At 35.2% G+C, this 24,272-nt stretch carries 16 protein-coding genes; 14 read left to right on the plus strand and 2 right to left on the minus strand.

The window, feature by feature from the left end; genetic code table 11:
* Nucleotides 1-16 precede the first annotated feature (16 nt).
* From CEF22_RS03440 to CEF22_RS03495, 12 genes are all read left to right on the plus strand, one after another.
* Nucleotides 17-3,268 (plus strand): helicase-related protein, encoded by a 3,252-nt coding sequence (locus CEF22_RS03440; protein ID WP_198508016.1) that lies wholly within the window; start codon nucleotides 17-19, stop codon nucleotides 3,266-3,268.
* Entirely contained in the window at nucleotides 3,268-3,996 is a 729-nt protein-coding gene (locus CEF22_RS03445) for a DUF4391 domain-containing protein (protein WP_100401765.1), read from the plus strand. Before CEF22_RS03440 ends, CEF22_RS03445 begins: the two co-directional genes overlap by 1 nt.
* Complete coding sequence (locus tag CEF22_RS03450) at nucleotides 3,989-5,893, plus strand: site-specific DNA-methyltransferase (protein ID WP_100401766.1); 1,905 nt, start codon at nucleotides 3,989-3,991, stop codon at nucleotides 5,891-5,893. The genes CEF22_RS03445 and CEF22_RS03450 overlap by 8 nt, the downstream gene beginning before the upstream one ends.
* A 12-nt stretch (nucleotides 5,894-5,905) precedes the next feature.
* Nucleotides 5,906-8,860: a restriction endonuclease gene (locus CEF22_RS03455; protein ID WP_100401767.1), complete on the plus strand. Its 2,955-nt coding sequence runs from the start codon at nucleotides 5,906-5,908 to the stop codon at nucleotides 8,858-8,860.
* Between the two features lie 19 nt (nucleotides 8,861-8,879).
* Nucleotides 8,880-9,095 carry a YdbC family protein gene (locus tag CEF22_RS03460; RefSeq protein ID WP_100401768.1) on the plus strand — a complete coding sequence of 72 codons (216 nt, stop codon included), beginning with the start codon at nucleotides 8,880-8,882 and terminating at the stop codon, nucleotides 9,093-9,095.
* Between the two features lie 115 nt (nucleotides 9,096-9,210).
* A complete protein-coding gene (locus CEF22_RS03465) occupies nucleotides 9,211-12,297 on the plus strand; it encodes a helicase-related protein (protein ID WP_100401769.1) in 3,087 nt (1,028 codons plus the stop codon).
* A 4-nt stretch (nucleotides 12,298-12,301) separates the two neighbouring features.
* Complete coding sequence (locus tag CEF22_RS03470; RefSeq protein WP_100401770.1) at nucleotides 12,302-16,849, plus strand: sacsin N-terminal ATP-binding-like domain-containing protein; 4,548 nt, start codon at nucleotides 12,302-12,304, stop codon at nucleotides 16,847-16,849.
* A gap of 120 nt (nucleotides 16,850-16,969) precedes the next feature.
* Entirely contained in the window at nucleotides 16,970-18,037 is a 1,068-nt protein-coding gene (locus CEF22_RS03475) for a DUF4145 domain-containing protein (RefSeq protein WP_100401771.1), read from the plus strand.
* 454 nt (nucleotides 18,038-18,491) lie between these two features.
* Complete coding sequence (locus CEF22_RS03480; protein WP_100401772.1) at nucleotides 18,492-19,370, plus strand: radical SAM/SPASM domain-containing protein; 879 nt, start codon at nucleotides 18,492-18,494, stop codon at nucleotides 19,368-19,370.
* A gap of 50 nt (nucleotides 19,371-19,420) precedes the next feature.
* Nucleotides 19,421-19,669 (plus strand): hypothetical protein, encoded by a 249-nt coding sequence (locus CEF22_RS03485; protein ID WP_100401773.1) that lies wholly within the window; start codon nucleotides 19,421-19,423, stop codon nucleotides 19,667-19,669.
* 82 nt (nucleotides 19,670-19,751) lie between these two features.
* Nucleotides 19,752-21,242 carry an MDR family MFS transporter gene (locus CEF22_RS03490; RefSeq protein ID WP_100401774.1) on the plus strand — a complete coding sequence of 497 codons (1,491 nt, stop codon included), beginning with the start codon at nucleotides 19,752-19,754 and terminating at the stop codon, nucleotides 21,240-21,242.
* A gap of 79 nt (nucleotides 21,243-21,321) precedes the next feature.
* Complete coding sequence (locus CEF22_RS03495) at nucleotides 21,322-21,969, plus strand: Rpn family recombination-promoting nuclease/putative transposase (protein ID WP_232726055.1); 648 nt, start codon at nucleotides 21,322-21,324, stop codon at nucleotides 21,967-21,969.
* A gap of 17 nt (nucleotides 21,970-21,986) precedes the next feature.
* Here CEF22_RS03495 and tnpA read toward each other — a convergent pair whose 3' ends face one another.
* Nucleotides 21,987-22,385, minus strand: a complete 399-nt coding sequence (gene tnpA, locus CEF22_RS03500; protein ID WP_100401776.1) for an IS200/IS605 family transposase — start codon at nucleotides 22,383-22,385, stop codon at nucleotides 21,987-21,989.
* Complete coding sequence (locus CEF22_RS18410) at nucleotides 22,382-22,522, minus strand: hypothetical protein (protein WP_157843155.1); 141 nt, start codon at nucleotides 22,520-22,522, stop codon at nucleotides 22,382-22,384. Before CEF22_RS18410 ends, tnpA begins: the two co-directional genes overlap by 4 nt.
* Nucleotides 22,523-22,609: 87 nt before the next feature.
* Here CEF22_RS18410 and tnpB point away from each other — a divergent pair, with 87 nt between their 5' ends.
* Nucleotides 22,610-23,785: an IS200/IS605 family element RNA-guided endonuclease TnpB gene (gene tnpB / locus CEF22_RS03505; RefSeq protein WP_100401777.1), complete on the plus strand. Its 1,176-nt coding sequence runs from the start codon at nucleotides 22,610-22,612 to the stop codon at nucleotides 23,783-23,785.
* Nucleotides 23,786-23,885: 100 nt separating this feature from the next.
* Nucleotides 23,886-24,221: a hypothetical protein gene (locus CEF22_RS03510; protein WP_100401778.1), complete on the plus strand. Its 336-nt coding sequence runs from the start codon at nucleotides 23,886-23,888 to the stop codon at nucleotides 24,219-24,221.
* Nucleotides 24,222-24,272: the final 51 nt, after the last annotated feature.

Here is a 24,272-nt window from a genome sequence, read left to right on the forward strand (position 1 = left end):
TAAGGGGTGTTAACGGTTGAAAGTAGATTTAGTCGATAATAAAGGGAACAACACCCTCGTTCAAGTGATGAAAGATGAAATAAAAAAAGGCTCAAAAATTGCAGTTGCTTCTGCAAAATTTAGTATGAATGTCTTTCAAGAATTAAAAAAAGCGTTAGCGAAAGGGGAATCTTTTCGCTTTCTATATACAGAGCCAACTTTTTATCAACAAGAAATCGATGGAAATAATCAATATAAGCTGATCGAGCGAAAAGACCAACAACTACACTTGGAAGGAAACCAGTTCGAAATTCCATTACGAAATCAAATGTTGGCAAAGCAAAATGCACGAGAATTATCTCAATGGATTCACGAAAATGCTCAGTTTAAAACAATTTTAGGGGAAGTAACGTATCCTAAGCAAATTATGATTAAAAACAAAAAGGATGAAGACGTTTTTATTCAATCGGAAATTGAGTTTACAGCGGACGGATTAGGCATTACTTCCTCGAATCGACAAGCTAGTTATACCATCATGAAAGAAACGATGGGAGTTACGCAAAACATGCTCGCAGAGTTTGATCGACTTTGGCAAGATGAAACAAAGTCTAAGGAAATTACTGCAGAAGTTTTGCAACAACTTGATGCTTTTCAGAAAGAAAATGCGCCAGAGTGGCTCTATTTTGTCACACTTTATAATATTTTCTCTGAAAATCTAGAAAGTCTTTCAGAGGACAATATTATTAAAGAAGGAACCAACTTTAAAGATACTGTCATTTGGAATAAGCTTTACCCATTTCAACGTGATGGTGTACTCGGTATGATTGATAAAATGGAGAAATATAATGGCTGCATCTTAGCGGATAGTGTGGGCTTGGGGAAAACATTTTCGGCATTAGCGGTCATCAAATACTATGAGCTACGTAATGACCGTGTATTAGTTTTGTGTCCGAAAAAACTACGTGATAACTGGACAGTTTATACGCAAAACGATAAAAGGAATGTGTTAAATGAAGACCGCTTTAACTATGATGTGTTAAATCATACCGATTTAAGCCGCGAAAGTGGGACGTCGGGTGAAATACGTCTCGATACTGTCAATTGGTCCAACTATGACTTGGTTGTAATTGATGAATCGCACAACTTCCGAAATAACAATGCGCATAAGGGCCGACTAACGCGCTATCAAAAGCTCATGCAAGATATCATTAAAAAAGGTGTGAAAACGAAAGTGCTATTACTTTCAGCCACACCTGTAAACAATAAAATGAATGATATTAAAAATCAAATTGCCTTTATAACGGAAGATAACGATCAAGCACTTCAAAAAGAAGGTATTGAAAGCATTGAACAAACGTTACGTGCGGCTCAAGCAGCGTTCAATCGTTGGACAGCTTTGTCAGCACCAAAGCGAACAACAGAAGAGTTTTTAAATATGGTAGAGCAAGACTATTTCCAGTTGCTTGATTTACTGACGATTGCTCGTAGTCGCAAGCATATTGAAAAATACTATAACGTGGAAGATATAGGTAGTTTCCCAACGCGATTAAAACCGATTTCTATTAAAGCAGATGTGGACACAGAACAACGCTTCGTTGATATGAACGAAGTCAACGCACGCTTAGAATCATTAAGCTTCAGTATTTATCAGCCGATGAAATACATTTTATCTCATAAACGCAAGCATTATGAAGAGCTGTACGATACAAAAGTAAAGGAAGGACAATCGACTTTTAAACAAACGGATCGTGAATTTGCTGTAGCAGCCTTAATGAAGGTGAACCTTTTCAAACGCTTAGAAAGCTCCATTCATGCATTTAGGCTGACGCTTGAAAAGTTAGTCGCACGAGTTGAAGGGACACTTCAAACTTTACAGCTTCAAACCCAACAAACTTATTCGGAGCAGTACGATGACGCAGTAGAGCTTGATGATGAGCAAATCGAAGCAATCACAGTTGGTAGTGACAAAGTACAAATTCAATTAAATGATATTGACGCATTAAAATGGGTAGGGGATTTACATGCGGATTTAGCGACATTGCAAGATCTATTACAACAAGCAACACAAATTTCAACTACACGCGATGCAAAACTAGAACAATTAGTAAAGTTAATACAAGAAAAAATCGAAAATCCAATAAATCCAGGGAATAAAAAGGTCATCATTTTCTCAGCTTTTGCTGACACAGCCAAATATTTATATGATAATCTTTCGGAGCGTTTAATGAATAGGCAACTTCATTCCGCATTAGTTATTGGAAGCGGAGCGAATAAATGTACATTAAAAGGCGTACGTGTAAAAGATATTAATGATGTTTTAATCAATTTTTCACCGAAATCGAAAGAACGTCACAAGGTGGACAATAAACGTACAGATGAAATTGATATACTTTTTGCGACAGACTGTATTTCAGAAGGTCAAAACTTACAGGACTGCGATTATTTAATTAATTACGATATTCATTGGAATCCTGTACGTGTCATTCAACGCTTCGGGCGTATTGACCGTATTGGCTCTACAAATAAACAAATTCAACTAGTGAACTTCTGGCCAAACATGAATTTAGATGAATATATCAATTTAGAGGAACGTGTAAAAGGTCGTATGAAAATTTTGAATACTTCTGCATCAGGTGAAGAAGACATTTTAGATACGTCATCGAAAGAAATGAATGACTTAGAATATCGTCGCAATCAGTTAAAAGCGCTGCAAAATGACGTATTAAATTTAGAGGATGTTTCAGGCGCGATTTCGATTACTGATTTAACATATACAGATTTTAAAAGTGATTTAAGCACTGCATTAAAATCGTATAAAAAAGAGCTAGCAGTTGCACCAAGAGGCTTATATGCAGTTGTGAGTAACGACTTTCTGCCAGAAGCGCAGCCTGGTGTTATTTTCTGCTTCAAACAGCATAAAGACGTAGCGATTGAAAGTAATAGCCTAGCCCCATATATTTTATTGTATGTGACGGATGAGGGTGAAGCGTTTATTCATTATACACATGCGAAGAAAATTTTAGATACTTATCGTAAATTAACATTTGGCAAACAAGAGCCAGATACAAAAGTAGTCCAGTGGTTTAATGAAAAAACAAATGATGCAACGGATATGGAGAATTATCAGGGTTTACTGAAGCAAGCGGTAAATATTATTAAAGATAAGCAAGATGAGGTTGGGGTTGAAAGCTTGTTTAACTTCGGTGTAAATACAGTGCAAGCTCAGTTAGACTTAGGTGATGATGAAATTGAATTAATTTCATTTTTAGTTGTGAAGGATGAAGTGTGATGAATGAAGCACAGTTATTAAAGGCGATTCGTTTTCCGAAAGCAACACAGATCATGAAAACATTGCCGTACAATCAAATGGAAAACAAGCTAACACCCGCTCAGAAAAAAATTATTTCTGAACATGTTGTGTCGAGAGGTATTCGTATTTTAGCAACCATCCAAACTAGTAATACGAATATCGATGTGTTTGAAAGCGAAACAGAGCGTTATGATTCAATCGTTTTTTTAACGGTAAACGTAAAAGATTTAAAAAAATCAGCTCAAATTTATAAAGTATTTATGAGTATTATGCCGAATCCATTGGTTATTTTATTCTTTGATGAAACGCGTACAAAATGGGTATTTGCGACACATGAGAAGAAAAAGGATGGTTTGTTAGCGAGTAAAACTCTTTATGAGGTGCAAGAAATCGTAACACTTCAACAAGTGGAAGAACAGTTGAACTTTGAAAACCTTAATAAAACCAATTTAAAAACGTTTTATGAATCGTGGCTTGAGCGATTGTTACAAATTGAATTACAAGCTCGTTATAATATTTATTCACCAGTTTCATTACAAAATAATTTGCTAGAGAAACTCGTTGTAATGGATGCACAAATTGACGATTATGTAAAACAAGCTAAAAAAGAAAATCAGCTGAATAAGCGGGTTGAATTTCAACAAGCTGCCAATAAAATGAAACTTACGAAACAAGCATTAATAGAAAAGGAGCAAGGCAATGGTTAATAAAATGAACGGAGAATCATTAGATATAACGGCACGAAATATTTCACGGTTAAAAGAGTTATTTCCAGAAATCCTAATAGATGGTAATAAAATTGATTTTGATATGCTAAAAACGGTATTAGGGGAAATCGTAGAAACAGGGCAAGAACGCTACCAGTTCACATGGCATGGCAAGAAAAAAATGATTGAAGGCGCACAAAAACCTTCAAAAGGCACACTACGCCCTGTACCTGAAAAAAGTAAAAACTTTGATACAACTGAAAACCTTTATATTGAAGGGGATAATTTAGAAGTATTAAAGCTATTACAAAAATCGTATAACGGTAAGATTAAAATGATTTATATCGATCCTCCTTATAATACAGGGAAAGATTTTGTCTACAAAGATAACTTTAAAGACGGTGTACAAAATTACTTAGAGCAAACTGGACAAGTAGATGCTGATGGGAATATCTTATCAACAAATACGGAAAGTAATGGGCGTTTCCATACGGATTGGTTGAATTTGATATATTCTCGATTGAAATTAGCTAGAAATTTATTAAAAGATGATGGTGTTATTTTTATTAGTATTGATGAAAATGAACAAGAAAAATTGAAAATGGTTTGTAACGAAATCTTTGGCGAAGAAAATTATATTTCAGAAATAATTTGGGAAAAGAAGTTTGCACCTCAAAATGATGCAAAATATTTTTCTTTAAATCACGAACAAATTTTTGTGTACGCAAAAAGAAAAAATGAGTTTAAAAGAAACCTTTTACCAATGACTGAAGAACAAATAGCGAGATATAAAAATCCGGATAATGACCCTCGTGGACCTTGGCAATCTGATAATTTAACTGTAGCAACTTACAACGAGAAATATGATTATCCAATCATAACACCAAACGGTAATATCATTAAACCTACAAATGGGCGTTGTTGGAATACTTCAAAGGAAAGAATGGAAAAGTTAATTGAAGATAATAGAGTTTGGTTCGGGGAAAATGGTGGAAACACACCAAGAATAAAGCGATTTTTATCTGAAATACAGCAAGGAATTGTTCCTGTTAGTATTTGGAAAAACACGGAAGTAGGAAACACTCAAAGTGCTTCTCAAGAATTAAAAAAAATGTTTGTAAATAAGAAGTATTTTGATTATCCGAAACCTGTCAATTTATTGCATAGGATGTTAAAAATCGCAACAAATGAAAACGATATTATTCTAGATTTCTTTTCGGGTTCAGCAACAACAGCTCATGCCACAATGCAATTAAATGCTGAAGATGGAGGAAACCGTAAATTTATTATGGTTCAGCTTCCAGAATCACTGGATGAAAAATCAGAGGCATATAAAGATGGATATCGTACAATTTGTGATATCGGTGAAGAACGTATTCGTCGAGCTGGGGAAAAAATTAAAGCTGATCTAAAAGAAAAGCAAATAAAAGCAGGTATGCTTGATGAGAATACTGTAGATCCAGATTCACTAGATATCGGGTTTAAGGTGTTAAAACTTGATACGTCGAATATTCGTGAATGGAATGTTGATTTTGCGAATTTAGAAGACGAGCTAAATTTATATGAAACACCATTTATCGATGGGCGTTCAGAGTTAGATATTGTGTATGAGATTATGTTAAAGCAAGGGTTAGAGCTAACATATCCAATTGAAACGTTTGAAGTAAACGATAAAACAATTTACGATATCGCTTTTGGAAGTCTATTCATTTGTTTAGCAAAAGGGATTACAATGGATATTGCAAAAGCGGTGATTGCACGCCGTGATGAGCATGGTACAGAGACTAGTAGCGTGATTTTCAGTGATGCAGGTTTCAGCAATGATTCAGATAAATTGAATTGTATTGAAATCCTAAAAGATGCAGGTTATCCAGAAGATAACTTGTTGACGATTTAGAGGTGAGCAGTAATGAAAATTCAATTTGATGAATTAACGTATCAAACAGATGCAATAAACGCCGTATTAAGCGTATTTGAAGGGCAGCAAATTCGTAAATCAGAGTTTACAATCATGGATCAAGATGCACAGGGAAAACTTTTTGGTGAAAAAGGTATCGGTAATAAAATCGATGTATCGGAAAGTAAGCTTTTGCAAAACGTACAGCAAATTCAAATTAAGCAGGGCATTCCGATTGCGCAATCTATTCCGTCACCATTTCCGCAATTTAATATCGAAATGGAAACAGGCACAGGGAAAACGTTCGTTTATTTAAAGTCGATTTTAGAAATGAACCGTAAATATGGATTTACGAAATTTATCATTGTCGTTCCTTCTGTAGCGATTAAAGAAGGTGTCATGAAGACGTTACAAATGACAAAAGATTATTTTAAAACACAAATGCAAGGCATTGTATATCGTGCATTTATGTATGATAGTTCGAAGTTAGATAACATACGAGCATTTGCTTCAAGCGATGATATAGAAATTATGGTTATTAATATTCAAGCCTTTAACAGTGAGGATAATATTTTCAACCGTAATGATCGCGATAGCTTATACGGTATTGCACCTAAAGATTATATTGCGGAAACAAATCCAATTGTTGTCATTGATGAGCCACAAAGTGTAGATAATACTGCGAATGCAAAGGCTGCGATTGCTACATTAAATCCGTCATTTGTTTTCCGTTTCTCTGCAACGCACAAAGAAGAAGGGTATCCTTTACTTTATAAATTAGGACCTGTTGAAGCGTATCAGAACAAACTCGTAAAGCAAATCGAAGTGGCTGGCGTTAAACGTACAATTGATGGTAATGAGGCTCACTTACGATTATTAGGTATTAAATCGACAAAGACTTCTGTTACAGCATCCGTAGAAGTTTTTGCGAAAACGAAAACAGGCATTGTGAAAAAGATTATTTCGCTAAAGAAAAATGATGATTTAGTGAAAAAGACAAAATTAACGGCTTATGAAGAAATCGGTTATGTTCGCGATATTTCGGCTGAAAAAGATAATGAGTACATTGAGTTTTCAGGCGAGTCATCTATCATTTATTTAAGCCAAGCACACTACGCCGATTTAGAAGTAAAGCGCGGTCAAATTCGCAAAACAATCGAGGAACACTTAAATAAAGAGATGAAACTAAATTCATTAGGGATTAAAGTATTAAGTCTATTTTTCATCGATAATGTTGCAAACTACCGAAAATACGATGAGGAAGGTAAGCCTTATTTAGGGGAATACGGTCAAATTTTTGAAGAAGAGTATAAGGATGTGTTAAAATCTCCTAAATATAAAAAACTTCGTGATTATCATATTCCTGTTGAAGAAGTGCATAATGGATACTTCTCAATTGATAAAAAGGGTAAATTCAAAAATGGTGGGGAAAAGGATGAAAGTGCCTTCCAAATCATCATGAAAGATAAAGAAGATTTACTGACGATGTATGATGAAGAAAAAAGGAAGACGAAAACGGCACATAAATTGCGCTTTATTTTCTCTCATTCAGCTTTAAAAGAAGGATGGGACAACCCAAACGTCTTCCAAATTTGTACGCTAATTGACTCGAAAGATGAACTAACAAAGCGTCAAAAAATCGGTCGCGGTCTCCGCATAGCTGTTAATCAAAATGGTGATCGTGTACATGGATTCGAAGTAAATACATTAACAGTAATGGCAAACGAAAGCTACGAAGAATTTGCTGCTGACTTACAGCATGAATACGAAAAAGATGGCATGGAGTTTGGTATTTTCACGAACGAAACATTTAGTTCGCTTGTCTTAGAAGTAGACGAGTTAACGGGATACCAAAAACCTTTGGGCTATGAGTATTCAAAAAAGCTTGTTGAATACTTAACGGAGCAAAAATACATTGATGCAAAAGGGAAAGGAACCGTTGAATTAGCGAAAGCAATTAAAGATCAAGTATTTGAGCTGCCTGAAGAATATACTGCACTGGCGCCAAATATGACAGAAAAGGTTATTACTGCAATTGAGCTGAAATTTAATACTGAAAAAATTGAAATTAAAGATCATGCGAAAAAAGAAACGGTTCGATTAAATAAAGAAGCATTATCTGGACCATTTATCGAACTGTGGGAACGCATTAAATATAAAACGACTTATTCGATTCATTTTGATAGCGAGCAATTTATTAAAGATGCAGCAGACAAATTACGTGATGAACTGCTAGTACGTATTCAAAAACTAGAATATGAGCGCAGGCAGTTAAAAATTGAAGAAGCGGGAATTGAAGAAAAAACGACTGTTAAAACAAGCTTTAGCACAGTTAAGCGTGAATATACGAAAGCGCCAGATATTTTAACAGAGCTACAACAAGATACAAAGCTGACTCGTAAAACATTAATTGCTATTTTAAAGCAGAGTAGCACGTTACATGATTTTAAACGTAATCCACAAATGTATATGTTAGAGGCAGCACGCATTATTAATGCGGCGAAGCGATTAGCGATGGTGGATGGCATTAAGTATGAAATGCTTGAGAACGAGGAAGTTTACGGTCAAACCTTATTTGAAAAAGAAGAAGTTGAATCGTATGAAGATAGCATTGTAAAAGTATCAGACAATCGTTCTCCTTATGACCATATTATTGTGGATTCGTCAGTTGAACGAGCTTTTGCAGAATCATGTGAACAAGATCCGAATGTAAAGTTTTATATTAAATTGCCAGCAGACTTTAAAATCAAAACACCTCTAGGAAACTATAATCCAGACTGGGCATTATCTGTAGAAGAAGATGGCAAAGAGAAATTGTACTTTATTGTTGAGACAAAAGGAAGTACGGCTGCAGAAGATTTACGCAAAACGGAATTAGAAAAAATCCGTTGCGGAGAAAAGCACTTTGCTGCGATCAATACAGGCGTTACATTCAAGCGAGCTGTTGAACTTGAGCAAGTTTATTAAATGCTAGGAGGCTTTTAAAATGGCTGAAATCAAATATGAAGTTGTTGAACATATCGGCGTCTTATCAGAATCTGCAAAAGGTTGGAAGAAAGAGCTGAACCGCATTAGTTGGAACGGTAATGCCCCGAAATATGACATACGCGAATGGGCGCCAAACCGTGAGAAGATGGGGAAAGGTGTTACATTGTCGGAGGAAGAGTTTGAAGCGTTAAAATCTTTAATGAATAATTTGTGAAATAAATTACTTAAGCATGCTGATTTATGTCGGCATGCTTTTAATTTGAAAATATTTCTATATAATTAAGCTCATAGTATGATTTTACATAATATGCAGCTAGGAAGTGAATTTGTTGAAGATAGAAGTAGGCAGTCAAGTACGATTAATTACTACACAACAAATTGGTGTTGTTATAGACATTATTGAAAGACGTGGGCAATATTTATATAAAGTGTCGGTTGATGGAACTATCAAAACTATGCAATTTAAGTTTTTTGAACTTTTCGTAGATGAAGAATCATTAATTTATAAGGAAATAGATGAAGCTCGTTACGGTAACTTGCGTGATTATGAAGTTTTTCAAACGTGGACTCGATTAAAAAAGCCTTATGAAGGAAATTTATATAGTTATTTAAATAGCAAAACAGTTTTTAACCCGTTTCAATTTAAGCCGTTGTTAAAGTTTTTACAAGGCCAATCGATGGAAAGGTTATTCATTGCAGATGAGGTGGGGGTTGGTAAAACGATAGAAAGTGGCATTATTATTACGGAAATGCTTGCACGAAAAAAAATTCGCGGGCAAAAGCCAGTCATTGTCGTTTGTCCAAACATTTTAGGACCGAAGTGGCAAAAAGAAATGCGCGATAGATTTAATTTAACTTTTCAATTGCACAATAAGGATACCTTTAAATTGTTGTTAAAAAACATTCAAACTAATCAGCTTCAACCACATCAAATGTTTCATATTGTCAGCATGCAAATGTTAAGAAGTGAGGAAATGCTATTACAATTAGAGGAACTGAATAGTCAGCAACAAGAAGCTATTTGGTCCTTAGCTATTATAGATGAAGCGCATCATATGCGGAATAGAGGAACGAATAGTAACCGCTTAGGGCATTTGATAAGTACCTTAAGTGAAATGCTTATAATGCTTTCTGCCACACCATTAAATTTAAAAGATGAAGATTTATTCCAACTCATGCATGTATTAAATCCTTATTTGTACCCAGATATTCAATCGTTTTCAGCGTTAATTGAACCGGTAAAAATATTGAATCGATTCATGCAGGACCTTCAATTAAATGATGTATCGCAATTTTCATCCATGCAATTTCAAATGTTAGAAATAGATAAAAAGATGAATGGTTTGTTTATGAAGCATGAGCAAATGCAACAATTATTTCATAAATTGGATAGAAATATTTCGTTTCAACCGAAAGAAATAGCACAATTTGAAAGGATTTTGAAATTGTTTAATCCTTTAGAAGCAAGTTTTACAAGAACTTTGAAAAAAGAAGCGTTTGAACAAGTAGTAGTTAGAGATGTTGTGAAAGTCCCTATCTATTTTACACAAGAAGAAAAAGAAATTTACGAAGAAATCATTGAGTTTGCAACAGAGCAATATCAATTTAAGGGTGGTCATCCAAGCGCAATTGGATTTGTAACTAATTTACCAAGAAGAATGGCAACAAGTTGTTTGCCAGCAATGAAAGAGTATTTAACTAGAGGTTTTTTTACAGAAAATATGGATTTAAATCAATCGCTTGAAGATATAGAAGATGATTCAACGTTTGATTATGATACATTACCTCAACATTTGCAGACACGTTCTCAAGAAATTTGTGAAAAAATTAATGCTTTAGTCACAGACACAAAATATAATCAGCTACTTATAACGATTAATCGTTTGTTTGATGTTCTAGAAAATAAGCAAATTATCATTTTCTCATTTTTTACAAAAACTATTGCTTATTTAAAGAACCGTTTAGAAGCGGATGGGTTTTCAGTTGGTGTGATTACAGGGCAAACGCCTTTAGTAGAAAATCGTGATCATTTAGGGCGCTATGAAATTATTGAAAACTTTAAGCAAAAGAAATTCAATATTTTACTTGCAAGTGATGTTGGTGGAGAAGGTTTAGATTTTCAGTTTTGTCAGGCAATGTTGAATTATGATTTACCATATAACCCAATGAAAATTGAGCAACGTATTGGACGTATCGATCGATTTGGTCAACAGGCAGAAAAAGTGTTTGTGGCTAATATGTATCTTGCAAATACTGTAGATGAGCGAATATATGAATTATTGTATGAGCGGGTAAATTTAGTCCATGAAAGTATTGGAATGTTTGAACCTATTATTGGAAGCGAGATTGAAGATTTTCAAAAAGATTTAATAAAAGGTTCATTAACTGAAAGTCAACAGCAGGAGAAAATGAAAACGTTACTGCTAGCGGTGGAAAAAGCCAAAATTGAAAAAGAACAGTTTGATTTACAAAGAAATGATTTGTATGGGGATGATTCATTTAATTCCATTATTAGTGGGATTACTAAGCAAAATGACTTTTTAACACCTAAAGATGCAGCCAAGATCACGGCCTTTTATCTCGAAATGAATAATATTGAGTTTGAATGGCTGGATGATGAACGACTTAAATTTGCTCTATCACCTACTACATTGGAGCAGCTAACAACATTTTTAAGAAAGCCTGGAAATGAAGGGCATCAAGAAGAAATAACTTCGATATTAAAGAGTAAAAAACTTATTTTTCAATTCAATGGGAGTAAATACAATGAGTTGTTAGAAGTTTTTATACCTATCACAGGCTTCTGGATTCGATTTATATTAGCAGAGTTAGAAAATAGGTCTGCTTTATACCGTGTATTTAGATTTGCTGTCTCTGCAAAGGACATTGGGATGGAACTAGGGGATTATTGCATGCCTATTTTTAATATAGAGGTGAGCGGTGTTCATGAATTAAACCATATTGGAATAGTGCCAGTTTGTGAGAAAACAGGTACAGCAGTTGATGTTGATTATCTAGAATTTAGTAAACAATTGTCTAATGCTAAAGAAATAGACAATCTCGGTTTGCATTTCTTTACACATGATGAAGCAATAGCTGAAGGTCAATTTGTGATAGAAGAATTTATGGGGAACTATCTCGAAGAAATTCAGTTTGAACAAACGATATTAATTGAAACACGTATTCAAGCAATCAAATTAGGTTGTAAAACACGTGTCAATCGTCTTGAACAAATGATTAATGATTACCTTGTAAGCGGTCGATCGGATGAAAGGTATTTAAGAATGTTAAATGGTCAAATAGAAAATGAAAAAAATAGGGCAAATGAAAAGATTATATCGTTAAAGGGAAGTCAACAAATTGCATATACGACACAATTAATAGGGCTAATTGACCTTGTGGTGAAGGGAGAATAAATAGATGCAAAATCCAGCAGAATTTGAAGCTCAATTAAAGAAGCTGAAGGAACATTTTTTTGGAGCTAGTCCAGGTAATGAAGCACTTGGATATTTAAAAACATTAAGAGAATTTGAAAGTCGTGTGCCGGGCTATATGAATTCATTAAAAGTATTATCGGATACGACTTATGAAGACAGAAAGCACTTTTTATTAGAACTTATTCAAAATGCAGACGATGCAACTTATGATACACAACCAACTATTCATTTTAAAATTAATAATGATTATTTCGCGATTTCATATAACGAATCTGGATTTAGTATGCAAGATATCTTTGCAATTACGGATACAGGTGGATCTACAAAAACAACGAGTAAACTAGGTGCAAATTCATTCATAGGTGAAAAAGGTATTGGGTTTAAATCAGTCTTTGCTTTAGCAAAAGAAGTTCATATACATAGTGGACCATGGCATTTTAAGTTAGACAATGAATCCTATATAGTCCCTACCATTCTTGAAAATGAATCATTTACAGAGGGTACAGAGTTAAAGGTATATTTTAAAGAAAGTGACAGCATTGAAATTATTGCGGATGAATTAAGAAAACTTTTGTCGGAGAGATTGGAATCATTTTTATTTTTACAACAGCTGAGCCATTTTATTTTGAGTGATTATCGAAGTGAAGAAAGGAAAATACATACGTTAAATATTGAGAAAAGTTCAGACCTCATAAAATTAACTGCAGAGCCAGTAGGTATTGAGCGTCAATATTTAGTTTACGAGGATGAGCTAGAGTTTTCGCCTGATTTAGTAAAGTCTCGTTGGGAACGTTTAACAGCTGATCAACCATTAAAACGAACACTGAAGATGGCTGTATTACTGAATTCATACAATCTTGGCATAGAAGAAGGGAGATTATTTTGCTACTTACCGACAGAAGTAACTTTACCAATACCAATCTTTTTACAAGTTGATGGGCATTTAAAAGCGGATCGTGAAAGATTACATGATCCACAGGCAAATGAATGGAACAGATATTTATTAGAGTATTTACCTATATTTTTAAAAAATGCTTATTTGCAATTACGAAATAATAGTTCTTTAGAAAATTCATTTCCAGATTTAATACCTGTACAGAAAGGCAACTCACAGCTTGCATCAGTCTTTGAACGTTTTATCGAATTACTGAAGGAAATGGAATGGGTAAAAACGAGTTCGGGATGGAAAAGACCAAATCAAATCGTTTTACCGACATCTCTCTGGTCTGAAATGTTAAAAAAAGATGACTCTTTACAAGCTCATGCTGAAAAAAGGATATATATGTCGTTTATATTTGAGGATTGGCAACAAATTTCACGTTGGGAATCGGTTTGGAAAGAATATCAAATTAAAGAAATAAACATTAATCAGATTGTAACAACTTTGGAAAGAAAACAATTGCAACGAGAGATATTAGAAGATGATTCTTTATTAACTCAGTTATATGAAAGCTTATATAAAGGAATTAAGCCATATTATTCATGGAAAAATCTAAAAGAGAGAATCAAGAATGCATTAATTTTTCCAATTGAAAATCATGGTTTTAGAGCATTTTTTCAATTAAAAAATGCATCTAAAGTTTACTGGTTATCGAATCGTATGAGAAAAAATCATGGTTTACAATTTATAAACGACTTATCGATTATAGATTATAGTTATACGATGCAACCAACTTCATTAGATGATCCTGAACAGCAGCTGATTGCAAAACGTAATGAAGCACTGAGAATGTTATTGAAAGAAATAAAAATTGAAGAGTTAAATGAGGATACAATTTTACGCTCTATTCAAATCCCTTATTTAACAAAGCAATATGAAAAATGGACTAAAAAAATTGTAGATAATCGTATGCAAGTCTTGTTTACGGTATTTGATGCCTATCGAGCCAAAAGGTCAAATAAGGATGAAAGTTATTTGAAAGTGTTGTCAAAGTTACGTGAGATGAAGGTTCTCGTAGCTAATAAGAAAATCAAAAAACTTTCAAATGTAATCCTACCAATCAAATTACAACTAAAAAATGGCGATGATGCTTATAATAATTCAGGGTTAAGTGAAATTGAATTGCCGGAAGATTGGTATTTGTCCGAGTTGAAAATTGAACAAAGTGGCGAACGAATGGTCCAATATTACAAGGAAATCCGAGACTTTTTGGTAGCGTGTGGTATTGCTAATAGTCCTCAATTTTTCTTCAAAGACATGAAATATGACACTGCTGATGATTTTAAGGATTCTAGTGCTAAGCAATTTGCAGTTTGGCAAGAAAAAAACAGAAGAGACTATACTAGAAGAAACTCGATTACTTTGCAAAATGTTGTATTAGATCAAGCGACTAGAGATTTATTTAAAAATGAAAAGGCAACTGTAGAAGTTGAACAGCGATTATATCAAGTATGGCGAAATAATTATCTGAATCACCTAGGGAATATCGAAAGTAGTAGCTATTATGAGTCGACTCCACCTGGATTTATAAAAACGATTTATCATAGACAAAGGTCGGAAAAGGAATTACTTATAGAAGATGATCTTTGGGGGGGATTAGATCGTTATTTTATTCCATTAACAACAGAGGACGAACGATTAACGAATGCTTCAAAAGCATTACGCCTAAAATCCGTTAGAGGTTTAAATAAGGTATTGAATTTTTGGGATATTGTGCATGAAAGTACAACAAAATATAATACTTTCTATTTAGACACATTAAAAGTGAAAGACATTTCTATAAAAGAGATTAATGAAGCGTGGCGAATAGCTACACCTGAGCAATGGGATGATTTGCTAGGAGCCACATATGAACTTGCAAATAACCAAATTGACCTTACAGAATTACGAATTGTTGATAAAAACACCCGGCAATTAAGATCGATTTTTGACTTTAAGTTAGGAGCAGAAATTAATGAAATAACGCCCTATATAGAGCAACAATACGGGGCGGTTGGTAGGTCAATAGGTGAAAAACTACAATTACAGATGGATTCAGAAATAATTCCTTTATTAGAGAGTTTAGAAGAGTTTTACTTAGATGAACAACAATCTATTGAAGAGAAGAATCAAATCATCAATTATGTTATTAAACAATTTGAGTATTTAAACAAAGAGGATCAATTGGCTTTACTATCTGAGCAGTTAAATATAAAAAAGCGTCAAAAGAATCCTCAACAGCTTCATTATGTTTGTAATAATTTTAATCTTTATCAGTATATTTTGGAAAAAGACTACCATATTGTTCATGTCGAATGTGATGTTCAAAAAGAGGTTATCTATAATAATATAGCAAGTGAATTCTCGATGAAGAATGTTGAAGAGTATGGGAAAGTATCAGCAGATGATTACTCATTGCTAGCGGAAGATGAAAAATCGATATTGATTCAACTATTTAAATTACAGTTTGAAGAGTTAGAGTTTAATGAATTGTCTAGATTAAAGCGTTTGTTTGATCTTTATGGTGGCATTGAACAAGTAGTAGAGAACATTGTTTATACTAATAAAATCTATAAAAAGATTTTTGATTTCGAAATTAATAGCAGTTTGCCATTATATGATATTAGAGAGAATAGGTTTTATGTTCAAGAAGGCTTACACATTTTTGAAATAGCTGCTCAATGGATAGCGTTTCTAGAATTTTCACCATACAAAAGTACGCTAAGAGATTACGAATACTATTATCAAGAAATCATTGAAAGAGAACAAGCATTAAAGAAGCCTAATAAATCAACGGCTACTTTAAAAGATAGTTCTGGAGCAATTGAAGAATTAGACTCAGGAGTAGAAGAATCTATTGTTATACAGGAGCAGCAAAGTAAAGAAACAGCAGTACCTAAAGAAAATAATAAAAAAGGTTCATCTGAAGTTGTTAAAGCAGTTGTCAAAGAGCCTCTTGACGAATTGAATACTGAAGAAAATCTCCAATCCGTAGCTGATTTATTAATTAATGCATTACAACGTGAACAAAATAACGAAGTTGCGGCTACTTATGAACCATGGAAAACAGCAACAGATCCAGAACAGCATTTAGCAAGTGTAGCAATTTTAAAAGAACGCACAACTGAACAATTAAAAATTGGCCCTGTTCAAAAAGAAGTAAGGGAACGTGCAAAAAAAATAAAGTCAAATATACGATACGTTGATACGACTGCACCTGATCCGAAGAAATATTTAATACAGGAGTATGGTGGCCGTTGTCAAGTTTGTGCTACACGTTTAATAATTGGCCCGAATCAATATTATATTGAAGTTTATCGTTTAATAGAATGCAAGGAAGGTCATGCGTGGCATAATCAACCATTCAACATTTTAGGTCTATGTCCGAACTGCCATGCACTTATGAAACATGGACAACAGTTAGATTTAATATCTATTCTTGAAGAAGCTAAGGCCTTTTTATTACAAGAAACAGCTCCGCAGGAAATGGAATTATATAACGGAGATTTCTATGATATTCCATGCGAAATTAATGGGGAGGAAGGCTCGATTGTATTTTCGCAGCAACATTTAAATCATTTTGCAATGTTTATTTCATTGGACGAAGAGTAAAGGGATTATAACATATAGATTTGTTATTGGTATTAGCAGAAAGTTGGAAGAAAGAGAAGAGCTTCATTAGTTGGAAATGAAAAGTTCAAAAGACAAAAATAAGTAGGTAGGTGTGTAATAGTGTCGCAAAAGTTACAAGAAATTTTATTCGGAATTAATTCAAATTTAGCTGAGTTAACGCAAGAAATAGAAAAACTTCTTTTTATTTCACCACGTGCAGCGATGCAAACAACGCGAACGATGGCGGAAACGTTAGTTCGTCAAGTTGCGCAATTGGAAGGGCTTGAGCATAGCGAGTTCAATTTTGGTGAATTACAAATGAAGTTAAAAAATGAAGGCATTATTACGCCAACAACGGACAATGCAATTCACTTCGTTCGGCGCCAAGGAAACACAGCAAGTCACGATGGTACGCGCAAAATGTTAATTCGAGAAGCATTAACTTGTTGGGAGTATCAGCATTTGATTTTGACATGGTTTATCGAAACATATGCTTCACCAGATATTGACGTGCCAGAGTATATTGAGCCGGTTCCTGAGAAGAGCGCGGCTGATAGTGAATATTTAATCGAACATATTGAAGCATTAATGCAGACGTTTGTGCAAAAACAGCCGACGCCAGAAAATGTTGTAACCGAGCAAAAAGTTAGTCGTAGAATTTACTATAAAGATCAATTTGTTGAGATACCAGATTTTTTACGGGATGCATTTTTATTGCCACAGCGTTTCCCAAAATCCACAACGTTTTTAATTCGTTTGAATGGCGAGCAGCAAGCACGTATTATGAGTGAACTGCCGTATCAATTAGACGGTATGCACCAGTATGTAAAGCGCTTTAAAGAAGCTAATGATGAGTGCTTTTTTGAAGAATTACGATTATTCGTTGAAGAAGAACAAAAGCGCAAATTATTGATGGAGCAATATCGCGGGGAAGTCTTGTTATTTTACAAATCAGATTTTGTTATTTTAACAGAAGCATTAGGACATGTTGCGTTAACGAAGGACAACTTTCCTGGCCAAACAAGCTTGATTAACTCGTTACAAGAGCAAGGTTTCTTACATGTTAAGGATTTCCCGAAAGAGCTAGTGCTATTAGGCAAGTACCGCAATGTCGGCGAGACGGCATTAGCAAATTTATTTAATCAGTTAAAGGTGAAGAGAATGGAGTTTACAAAAGTTGAAATTTAACGTTAGTGAAGGATGATAGAAATGGCTTCATTTAATAAGTGTTATTCCAATATAACGAAACATTTAACAGAAGAAAATATACTACAAGCAAATAAAGTGTATGAAAATAACCTAATTACCCATCTAAACACATATCAAGATAAGCCTCGTTGGTATACGGTCAATATATAATTAAATTTACATTTATAGTTAAAAACCCTTCCCCAAACGATAACTTCTTTCTTAACAACTCCGCAGAATACTTCCTATTTTGCGGAGTTACTCTTTCGTAGTGTTCCACAATCCATTTCGCACACTTTCTTTTTATCCATCCTTATTCGTCTTCCCATCAACAAACCCATCATAATAATTAAACCCATTCAGCAGATAACATTTTCTGAAAAAGTATGTTGTAATAGAGAGAGAACAATATTTGATCCTGTTCTAAGTAGTCAAAAAAAGTGAGGAATGGAAGTTGAAAAAATTCAAGAAGTTTTATTTAGAAATTACAAGTGTGTGTAATCTTGCTTGTAGCTTTTGTCCGCCGACAGAGCGGCAGAAGCAGTTTATTTCTGTGGATGACTTTTCTAAGAGATTAGACCAAATTAAACCGCATACGGATTATATTTATTTACATGTAAAAGGTGAGCCGTTGCTTCATCCTAAGATCGGCCAGTTATTAGATATAAGTCATGAAAAAGGCTTTAAAGTGAATATTACAACGAATGGTACGTTGATTAATAAAAAGAGGGACAAATTATTAAATAAACCAGCGTTAAGACAGATGAATTTTTCGCTTCATAGCTTTGATGGTCATGAGGGGTCTACAGATAAGGAAGGGTATGTGAGAAGCATCCTTTCTTTTATTAAAGAAGCAACGAGCCAGTCCGAAATGATTGTTTCGTTAAGGCTATGGAATCTTACCCAAGACAATGCGACGAATCTTGAAAAACAACGAAACAGAGAATTACTTGAAATGATTGAGAATGAATTTGATTTAGACTACAAAATTGAAGAGAAGGTCGTACCAGGAAGTGGTGTGAAGATTGCGGAGCGCATCTACATCAATCAAGACTACGAATTTCAGTGGCCGGCATTGCATGAAGAAGAGGATGATGGAAAAGGCTTCTGTTATGGTCTGCGAAATCAAGCCGGTATTTTAGCGAATGGAACGGTGATTCCTTGTTGTTTAGACGGTGAAGGAATAATCAACCTTGGAAATATTAATGACGCCTCATTTTCTGAGATTATTGAAGGGGATCGAGCGAAAAATATTGTCGATGGTTTTTCACGAAGAGAAGCAGTAGAAGAGCTGTGTAGAAAATGTGGATATCGTAAAAGGTTTGGGAAATAGGTAGGATTAATTTTCTTATTTTCTCTGTTCGACTGGAAAGGTGTGCATAAATGAATAACATATTTAAATTTTTGGCAACCGCTACAATAATTATTTCTTTACTACTTTGGATACCTAATATTGTGTTTCAAGAAGCATCCTCTCTATGGTTGTTAACATTCGTTTTTTCAGGTGTGGGCGTTATATTGTCGATCAAGATTGATTCCAAAATTCTCATTATCGGCAATACAATCACGTTTTTTAGTTTCTTCATTCTAATGTTTGCTGGTTATGTAATAGAATTTTTGACATCGATATAATCGTTTGATTACGATAGATGGTCCAATTTTTTAAAATCCATTCGATCTTGTTTGACCCCTAGAAAGAAAGGAGGAAAACCACATGGAAGCAACTGTTTCAAAAGCAAGCAAAACAACGAAACGTTCCCTTGTACTGATCGCTGTGATTTTGGCGATGTTTATGGGAGCGGTTGAAGCGACGATTGTTTCCACAGCGATGCCAGCGATTGTTGCGGATTTAGGAGGTTTTTCTTTATATAGCTGGGTGTTTTCGGCTTATTTGTTAATGAATGCAGCGACGGTGTTGATTTATGGCAAGCTGTCGGATATTTATGGACGGAAACCGATGTTAATTACGGGTATCGTTCTCTTTTTAATCGGCTCTTTTTTATGCGGTTTTGCGGGTTCGATGGAACAGTTGATTATCTTTCGTTTGTTGCAGGGGCTTGGCGCCGGAGCGGTGATGCCAGTGGCGACAACGATTGTGGGTGACCTTTATACGAAGGAAGAGAGAGCGAAAGTGCAAGGGTATTTGGCGAGTGTGTGGGGAATTTCCGCTGTGATGGGACCAGCGTTAGGCGGTTTGCTTGTTGAACATGTCAGCTGGCGCTATGTGTTTTGGCTGAACTTGCCGCTCGGTTTGTTGACGATTGCGGGCTTAATTTTCTTTTTACATGAAAAGATTGAGAAGAAAAAGCCGGCGATTGATTATGCAGGGACGATGCTCTTTTTAGTGACGATCTCCAGCCTTATGTATTTATTAGTAGAAGGTGGCGTTCAATTTGCGTGGCTTTCCACTCCTGCCGCTTTGCTCATAGTTGTGATAGCTGTCGCTTTGTCCTTATTTATTTGGCAGGAACAACGAGCAACAGAACCGATGATGCCTTTTCAGTTGTGGAAAGTGCGCTCCATCTTGATTGCGAATATTGTTTCATTCACAACCGGCGTGATTTTAATCGGTGTCTCCAGCTTTTTGCCTACATATGTTCAAGGGGTGATGGGAGAAAATGCGACGATTGCCGGCTTCACGCTGACGGCGATGTCGATTGGCTGGCCGCTCGCCTCCACGTTATCTGGCCGCTTATTGCTTTCCATCGGTTATCGCCAAACGACGATCATTGGAGGTATCGCTTTAATCATTGGCAGCGGCATGTTTTTGTTGATGACAAAGGAGTCAGGACCATTATGGGCAGCGGGCTCGTCCTTTTTCACTGGTGTCGGCATGGGGCTAACATCGACAGCGTTCATTGTTTCCATTCAAAGCTCCGTGGAATGGGAACAGCGAGGAGCGGCTACGGCAGCTAATATGTTTATGCGTAACTTAGGAAATACAGTAGGAGCCGCTTTGTTAGGCGGAGTGTTAAATAATCAGCTTCAAGCCTATTTGTCCAGTCAATCAGAAGAGAGTGTCCAGACGTTATCGCTTGACTCGATTAATCAACTATTAGGGGATGGGCAAAGCGGTTTTTCTGCAGAAGTGCGTCACTTATTAACGGAAGGGCTGGCGGCTTCTCTTCATAGTGTTTACTTTGTTGTGTTTTTATTTGCGATTGTTTCGTTTGCTTTTTTATTATTGTTGAAGAAAAATGATTGAAGGGGCTGTCCGAGGTGTAGATGAGGTGCCTGTCACTCCCCGAAGTTTGTCGAAAAAGAAAAGGAGGGATGGGAAAACGATGAAAACAAGGTTACTTAAAAGAGTTCCGTTAAACCAATTAATGGACCTTAAAATTGACTACGCATTTAAACAGCTTTTTGGTACGGAAAAGAATAAAAATATTACAGTCGTCTTTCTAAATGCCATCCTCAATCGAACCGGACGAGAAAGTATTAAAGATATTACATTTAAGAACACAGAAGCTGGCGGGGAGTATCAAGAAGATAAGCAATCCCGCTTAGATATTTTAGCGATAACAAATGATAACGAATCAATCAACATTGAGATTCAATTTACGAATAAATATGATATGGTGAAACGTTCGATTTACTATTGGTCAGGCATTTATCGTACACCAATGAAGAAAAACATGGCTTACAAGCAACTACAATCTGTGATTGCGATTAACATTTTGAACTTTGAACTGATTACCCAAACAGAACGTTTTCACACCTCTTATCACTTATATGAAGATCAAGAACAGTTTAAATTAACTGATGTCATGGAATTTCACTTTCTAGAGATGCCTAAGCTCATTCGTGATTGGAAGCAAGAAAAATTAGATCCGTGGAATGATGTGTTGGCCAGATGGCTGTTGTTGTTAGGCATTGTAGATTATAGAAATGAAACAGTTTATAGAAGGGGCGTAAAACCCCTACGCCTTTAGGCTAGGGGATGTAAGCCCTAACTACCTTGTGTTTGAATATATTTTTGAATAATCTCTTTACTGACATTTCCAATACTACAAGAAAAGTAACCATCACTCCAAAAAGTACGTTCCTTCCAAAAGTGTTTAGATAGGTATACACTATGCTTTTGCCATATCCGATAAGTCGTGAGTTGCTTTAGTAACCTAACAATTTCAAGAACGCTCCACTTTGGAGAGTAACGAATTAGTACATAAATGTGGTCTTGGTCTATTTCTTGTTCAATAATATGCCAACCGTAGTGATTAGAAATACATTCGATTTCAGTCTTAATATCTTGCCCTACTTTTAACAATAGCTTTTTCCGATACTTACAAACAGATATCAAGTGGCACATAAGCAAGTGTTTACTATGATTTTCGGAAAGGTATTTCATTGCTTATCTAAGCCTTTGCGAATCAGTTCATAAACTGCACTTGCGAAGGTCGAGATGTTATGTCTTTCTCTGTATTCTTCAATTCGCACTACTAAATCGACAGGGAACTTAATTAATTTTGCTACACGTTCCATCATTTTCACTCCTCTCAAAGTATATACTATTTACATATGTTTACAAATAAGAATATACTAATAGTATATATATTAAGGAGGTGAAAATCAATGTTGGTAAATAAAGCTTTTAAGTTTCGGATATACCCGAATAAAAAACAAACTGAGCTAATCAATAAAACCATTGGCTCCACAAGATTCGTCTTTAATTTCTTTTTAGGAAAACAGAAGGAGCAAGATGCTTATTGGTATATTGTCGAAGAAATGGTTCAAAACGGTCAACTTCCAACAAACAACTGGAAAGGCAAGTGCTTAAACAAATACGAAACGGTTAAATCTGTTAGGGAATTGAAAAAACAGTATACTTTCTTAAAAGAAGTAGACAGTATTGCCCTACAAAAATCAGTTGAAAATTTAGCTGATTCCTATAACCGTTACTACAAAAAGCAAAATAAATATCCACGTTTCAAGTCTAAAAAGAATCCTGTTCAGTCGTACACGACCAAGTATACGAATGGGAATATAGCAGTCATTGACAAACATATCAAGTTTCCAATATTAGGTCTTGTTCGTTTTGCGAAAAGTCGTGAGGTTACAGGAAGAATCTTAAATGCAACTATTAGACGTAATCCTTCAGGAAAATATTTTGTATCTATTTGTACTGAAACAGAAGTAAGAGAATTGCCGAAAACAAACTCTGCTATTGGTATGGACGTTGGGTTGAAAGATTTTGCTATTATTTCCGATGGAACGACTTATTCTAATCCGAAGTTTTTCCGCACATTAGAAGAAAAATTAGCGAAAGCACAACGGATTATGAGTAGACGAACGGTTGGCGGTGCAAATTGGTACAAAGCAAAAATCAAAGTTGCACGTATACACGAAAAGATTGTGAATGCTAGAAAGGACTACTTAGACAAGATTTCTACTGAAATTGTCAAAAACCACGACATAATCGGAATGGAAGACTTGTCAGTAAGCAATATGTTGAAGAATCACAATCTTGCAAAAGCCATCAGTGAAGTGTCGTGGTCGCAATTCAAAACCATGATTGAATACAAAGCAAAATGGTATGGAAAACAAGTTGTAACGGTTGCGAAAAACTTTCCTTCCAGTCAACTTTGTTCTTGTTGTGGCTACAAAAACAAAGACGTTAAACATCTCGGCTTACGTGAATGGGAATGTCCAAAATGCCATGCCTATCATGACCGAGATATTAACGCAGGACAAAATCTTAAAAATGAAGCCATAAGACTTCTAACCGTCGGTGCGACGGGGATAGCCTAATCAATTAGAATTCGATAGAACTCTGTACTTAGGAATCCACTACGGCTTTAGCCTAGCGGTAGTTCAAGAGGACATTTACAAAGAACTGGAGGAGATCGCTATGAAAGATGAAACCCTCAAGAACGCTTTTCAAGGCTGGGATTTGTTGAGTGCTAATCAAGAAGAAGTATTGGCATATGAAGCTCGTCTGAAACAAGTACTGGATGAAGAAGCTACAAGAATAGAGGCTGAATTGAGAGAAAAAGAAGCACTCGAAAAAGGGCTGGAGAAAGGGTTACAGAAAGGATTAGCTCAAGGTCGTGAAGAAGGTGCAACTGAAGAAAAAAAGGCGACTGTACAGCGAATGCTTCGAGAAGGAATAGAGGTAGAACTCATTGCTAAGCTGACGGATTTAACGGTGGAGCAAGTGAAAGCTATAAAACAAAATAATAACTAAATGTCTTAAAGATGAGGTGCCTGTCACTCCTCGAAGTTTGTCGAAAAAAGA

This window comes from Bacillus sp. FJAT-42315 (genome assembly GCF_002797375.1).
Taxonomy (GTDB): Bacteria; Bacillota; Bacilli; order Bacillales; family Domibacillaceae; genus Bacillus_CE.